At 66.1% G+C, this 14,042-nt stretch carries 12 protein-coding genes; 2 read left to right on the top strand and 10 right to left on the bottom strand.

What is annotated here, in order from left to right; genetic code table 11:
- Nucleotides 1–110 precede the first annotated feature (110 nt).
- The 8 genes from AB7G19_RS14900 to flgB all read right to left on the bottom strand — a co-directional run bounded on the left by AB7G19_RS14900 (nucleotide 111) and on the right by flgB (nucleotide 7,630).
- Nucleotides 111–1,142 (bottom strand): Tim44 domain-containing protein, encoded by a 1,032-nt coding sequence (locus tag AB7G19_RS14900; protein WP_231142304.1) that lies wholly within the window; start codon nucleotides 1,140–1,142, stop codon nucleotides 111–113.
- A gap of 229 nt (nucleotides 1,143–1,371) precedes the next feature.
- Nucleotides 1,372–3,954, bottom strand: coding sequence for a cell cycle histidine kinase CckA (cckA, locus tag AB7G19_RS14895; RefSeq protein ID WP_085404225.1), 2,583 nt, complete (start codon nucleotides 3,952–3,954; stop codon nucleotides 1,372–1,374).
- A 154-nt stretch (nucleotides 3,955–4,108) separates the two neighbouring features.
- Complete coding sequence (gene flhB, locus AB7G19_RS14890) at nucleotides 4,109–5,188, bottom strand: flagellar biosynthesis protein FlhB (RefSeq protein WP_063982289.1); 1,080 nt, start codon at nucleotides 5,186–5,188, stop codon at nucleotides 4,109–4,111.
- Nucleotides 5,189–5,195: 7 nt separating this feature from the next.
- Nucleotides 5,196–5,966 carry a flagellar biosynthetic protein FliR gene (fliR, locus tag AB7G19_RS14885; RefSeq protein ID WP_028148497.1) on the bottom strand — a complete coding sequence of 257 codons (771 nt, stop codon included), beginning with the start codon at nucleotides 5,964–5,966 and terminating at the stop codon, nucleotides 5,196–5,198.
- A 17-nt stretch (nucleotides 5,967–5,983) separates the two neighbouring features.
- Nucleotides 5,984–6,247: a flagellar biosynthesis protein FliQ gene (gene fliQ / locus AB7G19_RS14880; protein ID WP_014494021.1), complete on the bottom strand. Its 264-nt coding sequence runs from the start codon at nucleotides 6,245–6,247 to the stop codon at nucleotides 5,984–5,986.
- 130 nt (nucleotides 6,248–6,377) lie between these two features.
- Nucleotides 6,378–6,686 (bottom strand): flagellar hook-basal body complex protein FliE, encoded by a 309-nt coding sequence (gene fliE / locus AB7G19_RS14875; protein ID WP_008142413.1) that lies wholly within the window; start codon nucleotides 6,684–6,686, stop codon nucleotides 6,378–6,380.
- A 16-nt stretch (nucleotides 6,687–6,702) separates the two neighbouring features.
- Nucleotides 6,703–7,128 (bottom strand): flagellar basal body rod protein FlgC, encoded by a 426-nt coding sequence (gene flgC, locus AB7G19_RS14870; RefSeq protein WP_354130456.1) that lies wholly within the window; start codon nucleotides 7,126–7,128, stop codon nucleotides 6,703–6,705.
- Between the two features lie 97 nt (nucleotides 7,129–7,225).
- Nucleotides 7,226–7,630 carry a flagellar basal body rod protein FlgB gene (gene flgB, locus AB7G19_RS14865; RefSeq protein WP_063982288.1) on the bottom strand — a complete coding sequence of 135 codons (405 nt, stop codon included), beginning with the start codon at nucleotides 7,628–7,630 and terminating at the stop codon, nucleotides 7,226–7,228.
- A 350-nt stretch (nucleotides 7,631–7,980) separates the two neighbouring features.
- On the opposite strand from flgB, the gene AB7G19_RS14860 reads away from it, so the two are divergent.
- Both AB7G19_RS14860 and fliP read left to right on the top strand, forming a co-directional pair.
- Nucleotides 7,981–8,961, top strand: coding sequence for a flagellar biosynthetic protein FliO (locus AB7G19_RS14860; protein WP_354102234.1), 981 nt, complete (start codon nucleotides 7,981–7,983; stop codon nucleotides 8,959–8,961).
- Nucleotides 8,958–9,713, top strand: a complete 756-nt coding sequence (gene fliP, locus AB7G19_RS14855) for a flagellar type III secretion system pore protein FliP (protein WP_063982286.1) — start codon at nucleotides 8,958–8,960, stop codon at nucleotides 9,711–9,713. Before AB7G19_RS14860 ends, fliP begins: the two co-directional genes overlap by 4 nt.
- Nucleotides 9,714–9,875: 162 nt before the next feature.
- Here the strand turns inward: fliP and AB7G19_RS14850 are convergent, their stop codons facing one another.
- Entirely contained in the window at nucleotides 9,876–10,112 is a 237-nt protein-coding gene (locus AB7G19_RS14850; RefSeq protein ID WP_063982285.1) for a hypothetical protein, read from the bottom strand.
- An 81-nt stretch (nucleotides 10,113–10,193) separates the two neighbouring features.
- Nucleotides 10,194–13,955: a tetratricopeptide repeat protein gene (locus AB7G19_RS14845; RefSeq protein WP_283017040.1), complete on the bottom strand. Its 3,762-nt coding sequence runs from the start codon at nucleotides 13,953–13,955 to the stop codon at nucleotides 10,194–10,196.
- Between the last annotated feature and the right edge of the window lie 87 nt (nucleotides 13,956–14,042).

The raw sequence follows: 14,042 nt of genomic DNA, 5'->3' as shown, positions 1-14,042 counted from the left end.
AGCAATTAAGTGCTTCGCGCAAAATGGTCGGCCGTATCAGGATATAAGCGGCTCAAAGAAAAAGGGCGCCGTGCCGAAGCACGACGCCCTTGTCTTTAATCTGCGTACGATCAGTTGGTCTGCTGGATCGCCGACAATTCCCAGCCGCTGCCCGGACGGCGGGCAAAGGTCCAGATCTCGGTCGCCTCGCCCGGCTGCTCGCTGCCGGCGACAACCGTACCGCTGTTGCGGTCCAGCGTCTTGTCGGTGAGGGCGAAGCGCAGCGCTACCGTGGCGTATTCGGTCTCGCCTTCGCGCCAGGCTTCCGCGAGGTCGCCCTGCAACAGCTTGACGTTGGTCACCTTGTTGACGACGTTGCGCGCGCGGTTCTGGCCGAGGTCCTGCTCGAAATAGGAGACCATTTCCGGCGTCGCGAGCGTGTGCAGCTTGGCCACGTCCTCGTTCGACCAGGCGGCCTGGACATCGCCGAGCAGGCGCTCGAACGCCTCATAGTCATCCGGCTTGATCTCGAGCGGCGCGTTGTTGGCGCCGCCGAAGCCGAAGCCGCCGAGACCACCGCCAAGTCCACCACCGACGCTACCGCCACCGAGGCCGCTGCGATAGTTCGGCTGCGGTCCCTGACCGCTGCTTGCATCAGCATTGGCATAGGCCGCCTGCTGCGAGTGGCGGCGCTGCCACCAGGACATCGCCAGCCGCACCACCAACACCACGAGCGCGATCTGGATGATCAGGCCAATGATTGACGACAGGCCGCCGAGGCCACCGAACAGGCCGCCGCCGAACAGCATGCCGAGCAGGCCTGCGCCGAGGAAGCCGGCCGCAAGGCCGCCCATGAAGCCACCGGCGCGGCCGAACAGGCCGCCACGCGCGGGTGCGGCGGCAGCCGAATTCATGCCGGCACCCGGCTGGGTATAGGTGCGGTTGAACTGCGAGGTCGAGCCCGGCGCGGTCGTGGTCGACGGCGGCGCCGAATAGGTGCGCGAACCGCGCGAACCCGACGACATGCCACCACCGACGCGGGCGTCCGCGGACGAAATCACCAGCGCAGTCGGCAGCGCAAGCGCCAGCATGACGGCGAGGGTCTTGAAGAGAGTGCGGGAGCGTTGCGAGAAAGTCATGTGCGTTTCCCAAATCCCCGGCATGGGGACGTGCTCCTAAGATGGGCAGACTTCCCGAAAAGTGAAGCCGGTTTCGGAACTTATGGCTGCGGCCCTCAGTCGCGGGGATGTGGCAAAAGCCCATATTTGGCGGGGGTTTGGCCGGGGAGCCGGAGGAACTGCGGTCGCGGGTTACCGGCGGGTTTACGACAGGAATGCCGCTTTTTCCTCGTCATTTCGAGGAACTCTCGCAAATCGACCGTGATAGTCGCCGTCATCCCGCCTTTGCCATCGTCTCCTTTACGGCCGCCACGAGCTGGCTGAGCGTGAACGGCTTTGGCAGGAAGTCGAATTGCTGGCCTTCGGGCAGGCTCTTCTCGAAGGCATCCTCGGCGTAGCCGGAGACGAAGATGAACTTGATGTCGGGATTCTTCTCGCGCATCGCCTTCAGCAGCGTCGGGCCGTCCATCTCGGGCATCACGACGTCGGAGACGACGAGATCGATCGCACCGCTCTGCTCCTCCAGGACCTCCATGGCCTCGACGCCGTTTTCGGCCTCGACCACGGTGTAGCCGCGCGAGCGCAGGCCGCGTGCGTTCAGCGCGCGCAGGCCCTCTTCGTCCTCGACGAGAAGGATGGTGCCCTGTCCGGTGAGATCGGTGCGCGGCTTGGCCTCCGCCGCCGCAGGTGCGGTCTCCTTCGCGGCGCCATTGGCCGCGCCGACCACTGCAGCGGGCTGCTCCTGCACCTCCGGCTCGGCGTGATGGCGCGGCAGGAAGATATGGAACGAAGTCCCCTGCCCCGGTTCCGAGTCCACGTAAATGAAGCCGCCGGTCTGCTTGACGATGCCGTAGACGGTGGAGAGCCCGAGGCCGGTTCCCTTGCCCACTTCCTTGGTCGAGAAGAACGGCTCGAAGATCTTGTCGCGGATATCGGCGGGGATGCCGGTGCCGGTGTCGGCGACCTCGATCCGCACATAGTCCGCGGCCGGCATGCCCTTGTAGGCGAGCTTGGCCGCTTCTTCCGCGGTGACGTTGGCGGTGCGGATGATCAGCTTGCCGCCGTCGGGCATGGCGTCGCGCGCGTTCACCGCCAAGTTGACGATTACCTGCTCGAACTGGGAGACGTCGACCTTCACCGGCCAGAGATCGCGGCCGTGGATGGTCTCGTGCTTGACCTTCTCGCCGATCAGCCGGCGCAGCAGCATGGCGAGATCGGACAGCGCATCGCCGAGGTCGAGCACCTGCGGCCGCAACGTCTGCCGCCGCGAGAACGCCAGCAACTGCCGCACCAGCGTCGCCGCGCGCGTCGCGTTCTGCTTGATCTGCATGATGTCCTGGAACGACGGATCGGTCGGCTTGTGCGCGTTCAGCAGGAAGTCGTTCGCCATCATGATGGCGGAGAGCACGTTGTTGAAGTCGTGGGCGATGCCGCCGGCGAGCTGGCCGACCGTCTCCATCTTCTGCGACTGGTTGATCTGGTTCTCCAGCGCGCGCCGCTCGGTGGTCTCGAGCATGTGCACGATGGCGGCTTCGGCCTCGTTCTCGGCCGCATCCACCGGCGTGACGAAGAACTGGCCCCAGCGCTCCTTGGCTCCCTCGAGCGCCACCTCGACCGGCGCGACGTCGGCTTGGCCCTCCGCGGCCTGGTTGATGGCCGTGATCAAAAGTTGCCGGTCGCGCGAATTGACCGCGCGGAAGATCGACTTGCTGGCGCTGTCGAGCCCGAGCGCCTGCCCGAGCTTGGCGTAGCGCGCGTTGGCGCGCACGACGTTGCCGCCTCGGTCGACGGTCGCGATCGCCATCGGCGTATGGTCGAAGAAGCGCATGAAGCGCACTTCGGCGGCGCGGTCGGGATCGCTGCGCTCGTCGCGGGCGCGGCTGATGACGAGCGTGCGCGACGGCCCCGGCGCGCCGTCGGCGCCGAAGGCGAGCTTGTGATAGAGCCGCACCGGCATGGTCTTGCCGGTGCGCATGCGCAAGTCGATGTCGAAGACTTCCGTCTTCACCTCGCCCGGCACCGCCACGATCGCGGTGAGCAGCGAGGCGCCGTCGCCGGAGACGATGTCGGTGAGCTTCAGCCCGCCCGAGCCGATCTCGGCGAGATCGTAGTCGAGCCAGTTCGCCAGTGTCGCGTTGACATAGGCGAGCTCGCCTGCCGGGTTGACCGAGAAGAAGCCGCAGGGCGCGTGATCGAGATATTCGATCGCGTGCTGGAGTTCCTGGAACACGTCCTCCTGGCGCTCGCGGTCGCGGGTGATGTCGGAGATCGACCACACCGCGTATTTCGCCTCGCGCTTCCCGGTGCCGAGCGGGCGCACCCGCATGCGCAGCCAGCGGCCCTGGCTGCCGTCATGGCCGGAGATGCGCACCTCTTCCTGCTGCCGTTTTCCTTCGCGCGCAGCCTTGAGCAGGCGGAACACGGCTTCGGAGACGTCGGGGTTGCCGATGAAGACGCGCTCCACGGGCCGCACCTCCTGCGGTCCGCTGGCGCCGGTGAGCGTCAGATAGGCGGCGTTGGAATAGACCACGTGGCCGCGGGGATCGGTCACGGCCAGGCCGTCGAAGGCGTGGTCGGCAATGCGCCCCATCACGGGATCGTCGAGACTGCGGTCGACGAAGCGGATGATGCCGGCGGCGAAGGCGAACAGGTTGAACAGGCCAACCATCGCCAGCACGGCGAGGATGCCGAGGATATAGGGCTGCGCCTGCGCGCGCCCGAGCGTCATCAGCCCGACGGCGACGGCGACGAGGCCGGCGGCCACCAGCAGCACCAGCGCAATGCTGCCCGAGCGCGGCGACGGCTCGTGCGCCGCAACGGGCTCGCGTGTGAGGTCGTGGTCGGTCTCGGCAGTCATTTCAAGCTGGCACAGCCTGTCGGCAGAGAATCAACGCGCTACGGGGCGCGTGGGGTCCTCCCTGCCTGAATCGGACCCGCAGGCGCAAGGGCAGCAAGGGCGAAAGGTACGCTGATTCCCAGATTACGGCCATTTCCGGTACTTTTCGGGCATTTTATCCGCGTCCGGCGCCGAATCCCTGCTTCAGCCGCATGACGTAACCGATGACCTCGGCGACCGCATGGTAGTGCTCGGTCGGGATTTCCTGGTCGATTTCGACGGTGGCGTAGAGCGCGCGGGCGAGCGGCACGTTCTCGACGATCGGGATGTCGTGCTCGCGCGCGATCTCACGGATCTTGAAGGCGAGGTTGTCGACGCCCTTGGCGACGCAGATCGGCGCAGACATGCCGCGCTCGTAGGACAGCGCGATCGAATAGTGGGTCGGGTTGGTGATGATCACGGAGGCCTTGGGAACCGCCGCCATCATGCGCTTCTTGGAGCGCTGCTGGCGCAATTGCCGGAGCTTGCCCTTGATGTGCGGGTCGCCTTCGGACTGCTTGAACTCTTCCTTGATCTCCTGGAGCGACATCTTCTGCCGCTGGAACCAGCTGCGATATTGGAAGAAATAGTCGCCAATGGCGATGATCGCGAGCGCCGCGACCACTGCGCCGAGCAGATGAATGGTCAGGCTGGTGCTGGCGCCCAGCATGGCGGCCGGATCGAGCCTGACCATCGCCTCCATGCGATGGCGCTCCGGCCACAGGACCACGGTCATGACCGCGCCGAGCACGATCAGCTTGCCGAGCCCCTTGAGGAAGTTCGCGGCCGCCTGCTTGCCGAAGATGCGCTTGAGGCCCTCGGCCGGCGACAGTTTGCTGAATTTGGGTTTGAGGGATTCGGCCGACCAGACCAGGCGGTGCTGGAGCACGTTGCCGGCAATCGCCGCCAGCACCAGCATCAGCAGGGGCACGCCGATCGCTGCGAGCACGGCGACCTCGATCTGCTGCATCAGCGCGAGCAGAGCCCTGCCGTCGGTCTTGATCATCCAGGAATTGGCAAGCAGGTTGCGCATCGGCGTCACCAGCCCGCTGCCCACCGAGCCCGAGAAGGTGGAGACCACGAGCGTGCCGCCCGCGATCATGAACCAGGTGTTGATCTCCTGGCTCTTGGCGACGTCGCCGCGTTCGAGCGCCTCTTCGAGACGCTTTTGTGTCGGGTCTTCTGTTTGACTGTCGGGATCGTTGTCGTCTGCCATCGATCACCTATTTGAGCGGCATCATCTGGTGCATCACACCGATGAAATAGTCGAGATACGTGCCCATCATCGCGGTGAGCACCACGGCGAGCACCAGGAAGCCCACGAAGATCGACAGCGGCACGCCGACGAAATAGACCTGCATCTGCGGCATCAGCCGCGCCAGCACGCCGAGCCCGATGTTGAAGACGAGGCCGAACACCAGAAACGGTCCGGAAAGTTGCAAGCCCAGGCTGAACGCGGCGGCAAAGGCGCGCGTCGCCAGTGAAGCGACGTCGCCGCTCGATACGGTCTCGCCGGGCGCGAAGATCGTGTAGCTGTCGTTCAGCGCAGCGATCACCAGATGATGGCTGTCGGTGGCAAACAGCAGCGTCACCCCGAGCATGGTCAGGAAATTGCCGACCAGCACGCCCTGCTGTCCCTGTGTCGGATCGACCGAAGTGACGAAGCCGAGCCCCATCTGCTGCGCAATCACGGCGCCCGCGACCTGAAGCGCCGACAACGTCACGCGCGCGGTCGCCCCCAGCACGATGCCGATCACGATCTCATGCAGCATCATGACCAGCAGCGGCGCGATCGAGCCCATGTCGACGTGGTAGGCGTTGCGATGCAGCGGCAGGATGATCAGCGTCAGCAGCAGCGCGATCGCCAGCTTGATCCGCGTCGGAATGTTGGTCTCGCCCAGCCCCGGCAACAGCATCACCATCGCACCGACCCGGGCGAAGGCGAGCATGAAGGAAGCGGCGAGCGCCGGCAGCAGCGAGACGTCGATGCGCATGACGAGCGCATTGTGCCTCAGCCGCCGATGATTCGCGACGAGATCCGCATCATGTGGGAATGGAGTGCGTCGGCCATGAACGGCAGCGCCAGCAGCATCGTGGCGAAGATGGCCAGGATCTTCGGCACGTAGATCAGCGTCTGCTCCTGGATCTGCGTCAGCGCCTGGAACAGCGACACGACGACGCCGACCACGAGGCCGACCACCATCAGCGGCGACGACACGATCACGATGGTCCAGATCGCATCACGCGCGACGTCGAGGGTTTCAGGTCCGGTCATGTTCTTTTTCTCACTATGAGTTGTTCGTCATTCCGGGGCTCGCGAAGCGAGAGCCCGGAATCCATACTCCCGATCGTGGTTATGGATTCCGGGTTTGCGACTTCGTCGCGCCCCGGAATGACAGGACCGATCAGATCGGCATCTTCATGATGTCTTCATATGCCGCGATCACGCGGTCGCGGACCGAGACCAGCGTGGACACCGCGACGTCGGTGTCGGCGACCGCCGTCACCACGTCCATCACGTTGGCCTTGCCGGCGGCCATCGCCACCGTCTGCGCGTCGGACTTGCGGCCGGACTCCATGACGCTGCCGACAGCGTCTTTCAGGAGCGACGCGAAGGACTGCCCGCTCGCTTCGCTGCCCTTGCCGGCGCCGCTGTTCTCCAGCACGCGGGCGAGGTTGGCATAAGCATTGGCTGCGATTGTCGGTGATGCCATGGCTTAATTGTCCTGTTCAGCTCTTGAGGATGTCGAGCGTGCGCTGGATCATCCGGCGCGTCGCACTGATGATGTTGAGATTGGCCTCATAGGACCGCTGCGCGTCGCGCATGTCGGTCATCTCGATCACCGAGTTCACGTTGGGATATTTGACGTTGCCGGTCGCATCGGCGGCCGGATTGTTCGGCTCGAATTTGGTGCGGAAGTTCGACTGGTCCGGCTTGATCCTGCCGAGGGTGACGACCTGCGCGTCGAGCGTGCGGTCCAGCGCGGAGGAGAAGGTCGGCACCTTGCGCCGGTAGGGATCGCCACCTGATGTCTGCGAGGTCGAATCCGCGTTCGCGATGTTCTCCGAGATCACCCGCATGCGCCCGGCCTGCGCGCGCAGGCCGGAGGTCGCGATCGCCATCGAGCGGGCAAAGTCGCTGCTGTCATTCGCCATGATGCGCTTCCCTCAGCTCTTGAGCATGATCTCCGCGCAAACGCGTTCCGCGTTTGTCGCGAGGGAAAACCGCCCGCACACTTTTCCGGATCATGCTCTAGCCTTTGCCGATCGCGGTCTTGAGCAGATGCAGGCTCTTGGAATAGAGCGAGGTCGCCGCCGCGTAGTCCATCTGGTTGCTGGCGGCCTTCATCATCTCCTCCTCGAGATTGACGGCGTTGCCCGCGGGACGGGTCTCGAAACCCGCATTCCTGTTCTGGTCGAAGCCCGAGGCCGCGCCGGATGGCGTCATGTGGGAGCCGCTGGTGCGGGTGAGCGCCAGGGGGCCCATCGAGCCAGTGACGGCGCCTGATTTGTCGAGCTTCGGCTCGACCAGGTCGCGCGGCCGGAATTTGGGCGTGTCGGAATTGGAGACGTTCTCGGACAGGACGCGCTGGCGCTCCTGGTGCCACTGCATCTTGGTGCGAAGCGCCGACAGCACCGGGAGGTCGTTGATGGACATCGTTGCGGCTCCTTCCGCCTCTCGGACCAAAGGCCCGAAGCTAGGCAGAATTTGCCGCGTGTATGGTTAACAGGTGGTTAAAGATGGCGTCGATGCATGTCCCTTGATGGAACACCACTTTGCGCCCCCCGTGATTCTACGCATCCAAAAGCGGCATTAACCCAACCGTTTGGCGGGCCATGCACAGGCCAAGAAGTCGTTTTGGATCGAGCGATTCATAGGTTATTAAGAGCTGGGGACGGCAAAACTTGCCGTGGGACGTTAAGAAATCGCAGTTTGGGGCATCCCACGCCGATGGTTGGCGCGTCTGACCATGGGCACGAGAAAAGCGCCATTTGTCGGGGACAAGTATGCAAGGCAGCCCAATCACCTTCATCGTGGCGTTCATCGTCGTTCTGGCGTTGATCGGCGTCGCCGCATGGTTGGTTCGCCGATTCGCCAGCAGCCGGCTCGGTGCCAACACCCAGCGCGGCCGGATGCCCCGGCTTGCCGTGATCGATGCCGCCGCGGTCGATGGCCGGCGCCGCCTGGTGCTGGTCCGGCGTGACAATGTCGAGCATCTCCTGATGATTGGCGGTCCCACCGACATCGTCGTCGAGCCCAATATCGTGCGCGCAGCGCCCGGCCGCGACCAGCTTCCGCAGCGTTCCAATGCCGCCGAGCCGCCGCGCCTTGCCCCGATGCCCGATACCAGCAGCTGGACCGACGAAGCTCCGCGGCCCGAACTGCTCGATCATCCCGAACCGCAAATGCCCGAGCCGCCGCCGCGGCCGCGCCCCTCCTTCGCCGACGAGGTACGCCGGCCCGCTCCCGCACTGGCCGAGCGCCGCAACGAACCGCCACTGGCCGGCTTTCCGCCTGAGCCGATCCTGCCGCCGCGCCCCGAGCGCGAGGCACGCCCCGAGCCGGTTCCGCCGCGCATCGCCCGCAACGAGCCTCCGCTGATGCCACGTCCCCCGCGGCAGACCGAGCCGGTGAAAGTGCCCCCGGTGCGCGCCGAGCGCGCGGCCGCGCCACCGCCTCCCCCGCCCGTGCCGCAGGCTCCGCCCGTTCCGCCGCCGGCCCCCGCTCCTGCCGCGCCCTCGAACGCCGAGCAGAATCTCGCCGAGATGGCGCAGCGTCTCGAAGCCGCACTGCGCCGCCCCGCCGGCGAGACGGTCGCGCCTCCGGTTGCGCCCGAGCCGCCCGCGCCGCCGCCGCCCCGCGCCGCGCGCAGCGAGCCGCCGGCACCCCCGGCTCCGCCCGCAAAGCCGGCCGCGGAGAAGACCAGCTTTGAAAATCTCGAAGACGAGATGGCCTCGCTGCTCGGCCGTCCGAAGCCGTCTTCGTGAGGCTGCCGGCCCTCCCGCGTAGAGTTGTTTTTCTTTCTGTCCTGATCGCCGCGGCTTCGCTCGCGATGCCTGCGCATGCGCAGGACATCAGCATCAATCTCGGCGGTCAGGGGGGCGGCGTCACCGAGCGCGCGATCCAGCTCATCGCGCTGCTCACGGTGCTGTCGATCGCGCCGTCGATCCTGATCATGATGACGTCATTCACGCGCATCGTGGTCGTCTTGTCGCTGCTGCGCACCGCGATGGGCACGGCGACCGCGCCGCCGAACTCGGTGATCATCGCGCTCGCGATGTTCCTCACCTTCTTCGTGATGGGACCTGTCCTGCAGAAGTCCTACGACGAGGGCATCCGCCCGCTCGTCGCCAACCAGCTTGGCGTCGAGGACGCACTCCAGCGCGCTTCCGTCCCCTTGCGCGGCTTCATGCAGAAGAACGTGCGCGAGAAGGACCTCAAGCTGTTCCTGGATCTCTCCGGCGAGCCGCCGCCGGCCACGCCGGACGACCTCGCCCTGCGCATCCTCGTCCCCGCCTTCATGATCTCCGAGTTGAAGCGCGCCTTCGAGATCGGCTTCCTGCTGTTTCTCCCCTTCCTGATCATCGACCTCGTCGTCGCCTCCGTGCTGATGTCGATGGGCATGATGATGCTGCCGCCCGCAACGATCTCGCTGCCGTTCAAGCTGATCTTCTTCGTGCTGGTCGATGGCTGGTCGCTGGTGGCGGGAAGCCTGGTGCAGAGTTACGGGGGCGGATAGCTGCGGCTCCATCCGCCGTCATGCCCCGGCTTGACCGGGGCATCCAGTACGCCGCGGCCTTTCGATTTCATCACTGCGGTCTCTGGAATACTAGATCGCCCGATCAAGTCGGGCGATGACACCGAGAACGTGGCGTACAGTGAGACGGCGTCGACAGCGCCCCTACCCCTTCACGTCATACTGCTTGCTGAGGTGATCGCCGATCTGCACCAGCATGGCGACGCTTTCGGGGAAGCCCGGCTTATCCGTCGCGGCCTGGTCGGCATCGGCGCGGAATTCCCAGCTATCGCCGTCGCGGACGATCAAGATGACGAGGTCATCCGGACCATCGGCATGGACCTTCAATTCGGCCCGCGCCATGGCGATGAGTTCGGCTTCGGTCTTGGCAGGCTTGCTCATATCGACGCTCTCCCGGCATGAAGACGCGCAGGTTGCCGCTTCAACGGGCACCTGTCGAGAGGCCTCGTAGTAGCAGGGTTCCTACCGCGTCATCTTGATCTGCCGCACGACGGGGATCGTGGGCAGCGAGCCGGTGTGGTCGGCCTCGTCCTTGGCTTGCGGCGAGGCCGGCGCGCGGGCGGTTGCGTCGGGGAAGCGCTGCTTCATCTCGCGCAGGAAGCCGTCGAGCGTGTCGACGCTGGCAGCGAGCTTGGCGATCTCGGCAAATTCGGCGCTGGAGGACGCTGCCGGCTTGCTCGCGATGTCGAAGGCGACCCGGTCCGCACTCTCGCTCATCAGCGGCGCATATTTCTCGCGGAAGCGCGACAGGCCGATCGAATCGTCGGCGAGCGCATAGCCGACGGCGGCGCGGATGATGTCGCTCTTCTCCACCGCGTTGAGTGGCTTGAAGTCGCGGAAGCGGTCGCCGTAATAGAGCTCGATCTGCTCGGCGGATTCGCGCCAGCGCCGCGCCGCCCAGAAGATGTCGGAGCGCAGGCGGAGCACCTCGCGTCCGGAAACGTTGGAGACGATGTCGAGCGCGAGATCGTGGCGGCCGACGTCGCTCTGCGCGCGCGCCTCCAGCAGCAGCCGCTGCTGCCGTAGCTCACCGGAGAGATCGCTGATGCGGCTCGCGCGCAGCGCCGAGATCGCCATGTCGGGCTTGCGGTTGGCGAGGTAGATCATGGACAGGCGCGCGGCGACCTGGGCGCGGGCTGCGCCTTCGAGGCGATGGTCGACCTGGTACTGCAACAGTTCGGCGGCCTGGTCGAGCAGGTCAATCGAGGCGAGACGGTCGGCGAGGCGGCGGATCAGTTCGTCGCCGCGGCGGCCGATCGGCGTCAGTTCGCGGAACTCGTAGAACATCCCGAGCGCCTCGACCGGCGGCAGCTCGTCGCCCTTGGGCCCCAGGAAGATCTGCGTGAACAGGTCGGAGGCGAGGTCCTGCGCCTGACGCGAGGCCTCGGCGTTCGGCTGGAGCCTTGTCGCGGTGCGCGCCGCCCTGAGCGCGTCCCGGTAGCGCCCGTTCTCGGCATATATCTGCGACAGCATCTGGAGCGTCTTGACCTCGATCGAGTCGCCCCGCCAGGTCATCGACAGCGTCTCGAGCTCACGCAGCGCGTCTTCCTTGCTGATCTCGTCGCGCTTCTGCCGCAGCGCCACTTCGAGCTGCTTGGCCTCGGCCGCCGCCTGACGATCGTTCGAGGCGACCGCGAATTTGTAGTCGTCGAGCGCATCCCTGTCGTGCCCGAGCGCCTCGGCGAGCCGGCCGCGCAGCACGGCGAAGCCGGGCGCCGCCTCTGGCGATATGCCGACCACCTCGATCTCGCTGCGGCGCTTGGAGGCGCCGGCATAATCCTTCACCTCGAGCGAGGCGCGCATCGCCTCCATCGTCACGATGCGCTGGATGTCGATCGGCAGCGAGGCGATGGCGAATTCGACGTTCTTGAACTTCTCGCGCGCATCCGCCCACTTGCCCTGGCGCGCATAGGCGAGCGCCTTCCAGAGTTGGGAATCGTGGCTGTTGCCGATCACGGGATTGGCGAGGTCCTTCAAGCCCTGCGCCGGCCGGCCGATCAAGATGTTCGCGATCGCATGCATGATCAGCGCGCCGCTCTCCTCCTTGTTGAGGGGATCGGCCAGCATCAGGTCGGTCACCGACTTGGCTTCGTGGTACATGGCGCGCGACATGTAGAACTGCGCGAGATCGAGCCGCGGCAGCGAGCGCTGCGCCGGCTCGACGGCCGCGATCGCCGTGATCAGACTGCCCTGGCGCGTCCAGAAATCCTCCGACTGGCCCTTGCGCCAGCCTTCCGGACTGAAGACCGGCCGCACCGCGGTCGGCGCGCGCTCGGCGGAGATATCGACCGGCGACAGCGTCAGTCCGCCCTTCTTGCCGAGAATGACCTTGTCGGATCCGACCTCGACGCCGACCTCGTCGGAGTTCGGCCGGATCGCGATGCCGTGCGCGGATTCCAGCAGCGAGAGATCGACGAGATCCTGCCGCTTGATGAAGCCGCGCACCGGCCGCTGCCCGGTGACGACATAGAGCGTGTCGCCGGCGTCGGGATCGGTCAGCTTGTGCAACAGGCCCGGATTGGCGAAGGGGATCGCGATATTGGCGAGTGCGGGGTCGGTGATGTTGCGCGACATCATCAGCGGCAGCGGCGTCGCCTGGATCTTGTCGGCGAGCGTCAGGAGCCAATTGGTCTCCTTGCCGACCTCCTCGCTCGTCAGCGAGTAGACCAGCGGCCGGGTGAGACGGATGCGGACCGCCTGCCCCTTGTCGAGCGGCATGCGGCTGACCTCGCCGATCATCGCACCGCCCCGACTGCGGATCGCCTCGACGTCGATCGGCTTCGGCGTATCGAACACCAGCCACACCGTATCACCGCGGCGGAACGCCGCCGCAGGCGTTGCCACCTGAAGCGGGAAGATCACGCGCAAGCCATCGCTGTCGCGGCGCACATCGACGCTGGCCACGGTGGGCTGCGGCGCAGCCGGCGCCTCGGCAGGTGCGACCTTGACGCTGTCCTTGACCGGCTTTTTCGCAGCCTCCTTCACGACCTCCTTGGGCGCTTCGGACACCGCGGGCTTGACGGGCGCGACCACAGCTTCCGTTGCCGACGCCGCAGGCTTCGACACGTCCTTGTGCGGTTCCGCGGCATGCGGTGCTTCGGCCGCTGGAGCCGGCGCAGGCTTCGGTGCTTCGGCCGGCGGCATCGCCGCCGGAGCTTCCGGCTTCACCTCGGGCTTGGCTTCGATCTTGGCTTCGATCCTGGCTTCGCGCGCGATCGTCTCGGACGTCGGCGGCGCGATCTCGCGATGGACCTCCTTCGGCTTCTCCGCCGCCGGCTTTTCCGCCGCCGGCTTTTCCGGAGCCGGTCCATGGCCTTGGGCCATAGGCTTCGCCTGCGCGATCACCGCCTCAGCCGTCGCGGCGGTCTTGCCCTTGTCGGGTTGGAAGGAGATGTCGACGACGTAATTCTTCTCGTCGCGGAAGGAGTGCACGTCCGAATCGCCGATCAGCGCGATCTCGACACTGGTCTGGTCGATGTCGGACTTCTGCTTGATCGAGGCGACGTTCGGGGGCGCGGCGACGACCGCGTCCGCCAGATCGAAATTGAGGCCGGCATTGAACGCGAGCGTCAGCTTCTGCTCGTTGAGCACGGAGGACACGCCGACGCCGTCGGGCATCTCGAACACGAAGCGCACGAAAGTCGGCTGCACCGAGGCGCGCACGCGGATCTGCGGACGCTTCTTGGTCTCGGCTGCGGCGCGCTGGGCGCGCAAGGCACGTTCGGCGACACGCGCACGCTCGGCCAGTTCCCTGACCACGTCCATGGGCAGGCTTGGCGGCGGCCCCTTCCAGCCCTCCGGCAAGAGATCGATGAAGGTGCGCTCGCCGGCATTCATGGTGTTGACGGTGACGCGCCGCGCCAGCGACAGGCGGATGGCGCTGCCGTCGGGATCGCGGCGGGCAGAATTGACGTAGTCGGGCGCACCTTCCGGAACGCGATCGACGGGAACGTCGACCGCCCGGTCGAAGCGAATGATGAGAATGGAGCCGGCCGTCGTCACCTCGGAGGGAACGTCCTCGCCGAGCTTGATCACCAGACGGGCAAAGCCGCCACCGGCCGAGAAAGTCGCCTCGCCCCGGACCACATCGGCGGCGCGGGCGGGCGCACCAAGGCCGATAAGCAGGCAGGCCGCCAGCACGGGCGCCTTGCGGACATGGCGCGACAACCCCCGCGCCAAAGCGCGGGCTCGCGACATAAATCCAGCGGCAGCCTTCTGCGCCATTGGCGGCGTTTCTTCCAATTCGGCGGTCCATGCCGGCACTGGCGCCGGCCCGTGCCGTCGACTGTAGGTTTTGCCAATTAAGGACTT

Source organism: Bradyrhizobium sp. 215_C5_N1_1 (assembly GCF_052075935.1).
Classification (GTDB): domain Bacteria; phylum Pseudomonadota; class Alphaproteobacteria; order Rhizobiales; family Xanthobacteraceae; genus Bradyrhizobium; species Bradyrhizobium barranii.
This window is presented reverse-complemented; position numbering and strand designations above follow the sequence as displayed.

Bases quoted from the DNA above. Each gene is read 5' to 3' on its own strand.
- AB7G19_RS14900 (WP_231142304.1), bottom strand. From the start codon at position 1,142: ATGCCGGGGATTTGGGAAACGCACATGACTTTCTCGCAACGCTCCCGC.
- cckA (WP_085404225.1), bottom strand. From the start codon at position 3,954: ATGACTGCCGAGACCGACCACGACCTCACACGCGAGCCCGTTGCGGCG.
- flhB (WP_063982289.1), bottom strand. From the start codon at position 5,188: ATGGCAGACGACAACGATCCCGACAGTCAAACAGAAGACCCGACACAA.
- fliR (WP_028148497.1), bottom strand. From the start codon at position 5,966: ATGCGCATCGACGTCTCGCTGCTGCCGGCGCTCGCCGCTTCCTTCATG.
- fliQ (WP_014494021.1), bottom strand. From the start codon at position 6,247: ATGACCGGACCTGAAACCCTCGACGTCGCGCGTGATGCGATCTGGACC.
- fliE (WP_008142413.1), bottom strand. From the start codon at position 6,686: ATGGCATCACCGACAATCGCAGCCAATGCTTATGCCAACCTCGCCCGC.
- flgC (WP_354130456.1), bottom strand. From the start codon at position 7,128: ATGGCGAATGACAGCAGCGACTTTGCCCGCTCGATGGCGATCGCGACC.
- flgB (WP_063982288.1), bottom strand. From the start codon at position 7,630: ATGTCCATCAACGACCTCCCGGTGCTGTCGGCGCTTCGCACCAAGATG.
- AB7G19_RS14860 (WP_354102234.1), top strand. From the start codon at position 7,981: ATGCAAGGCAGCCCAATCACCTTCATCGTGGCGTTCATCGTCGTTCTG.
- AB7G19_RS14850 (WP_063982285.1), bottom strand. From the start codon at position 10,112: ATGAGCAAGCCTGCCAAGACCGAAGCCGAACTCATCGCCATGGCGCGG.
- AB7G19_RS14845 (WP_283017040.1), bottom strand. From the start codon at position 13,955: ATGGCGCAGAAGGCTGCCGCTGGATTTATGTCGCGAGCCCGCGCTTTG.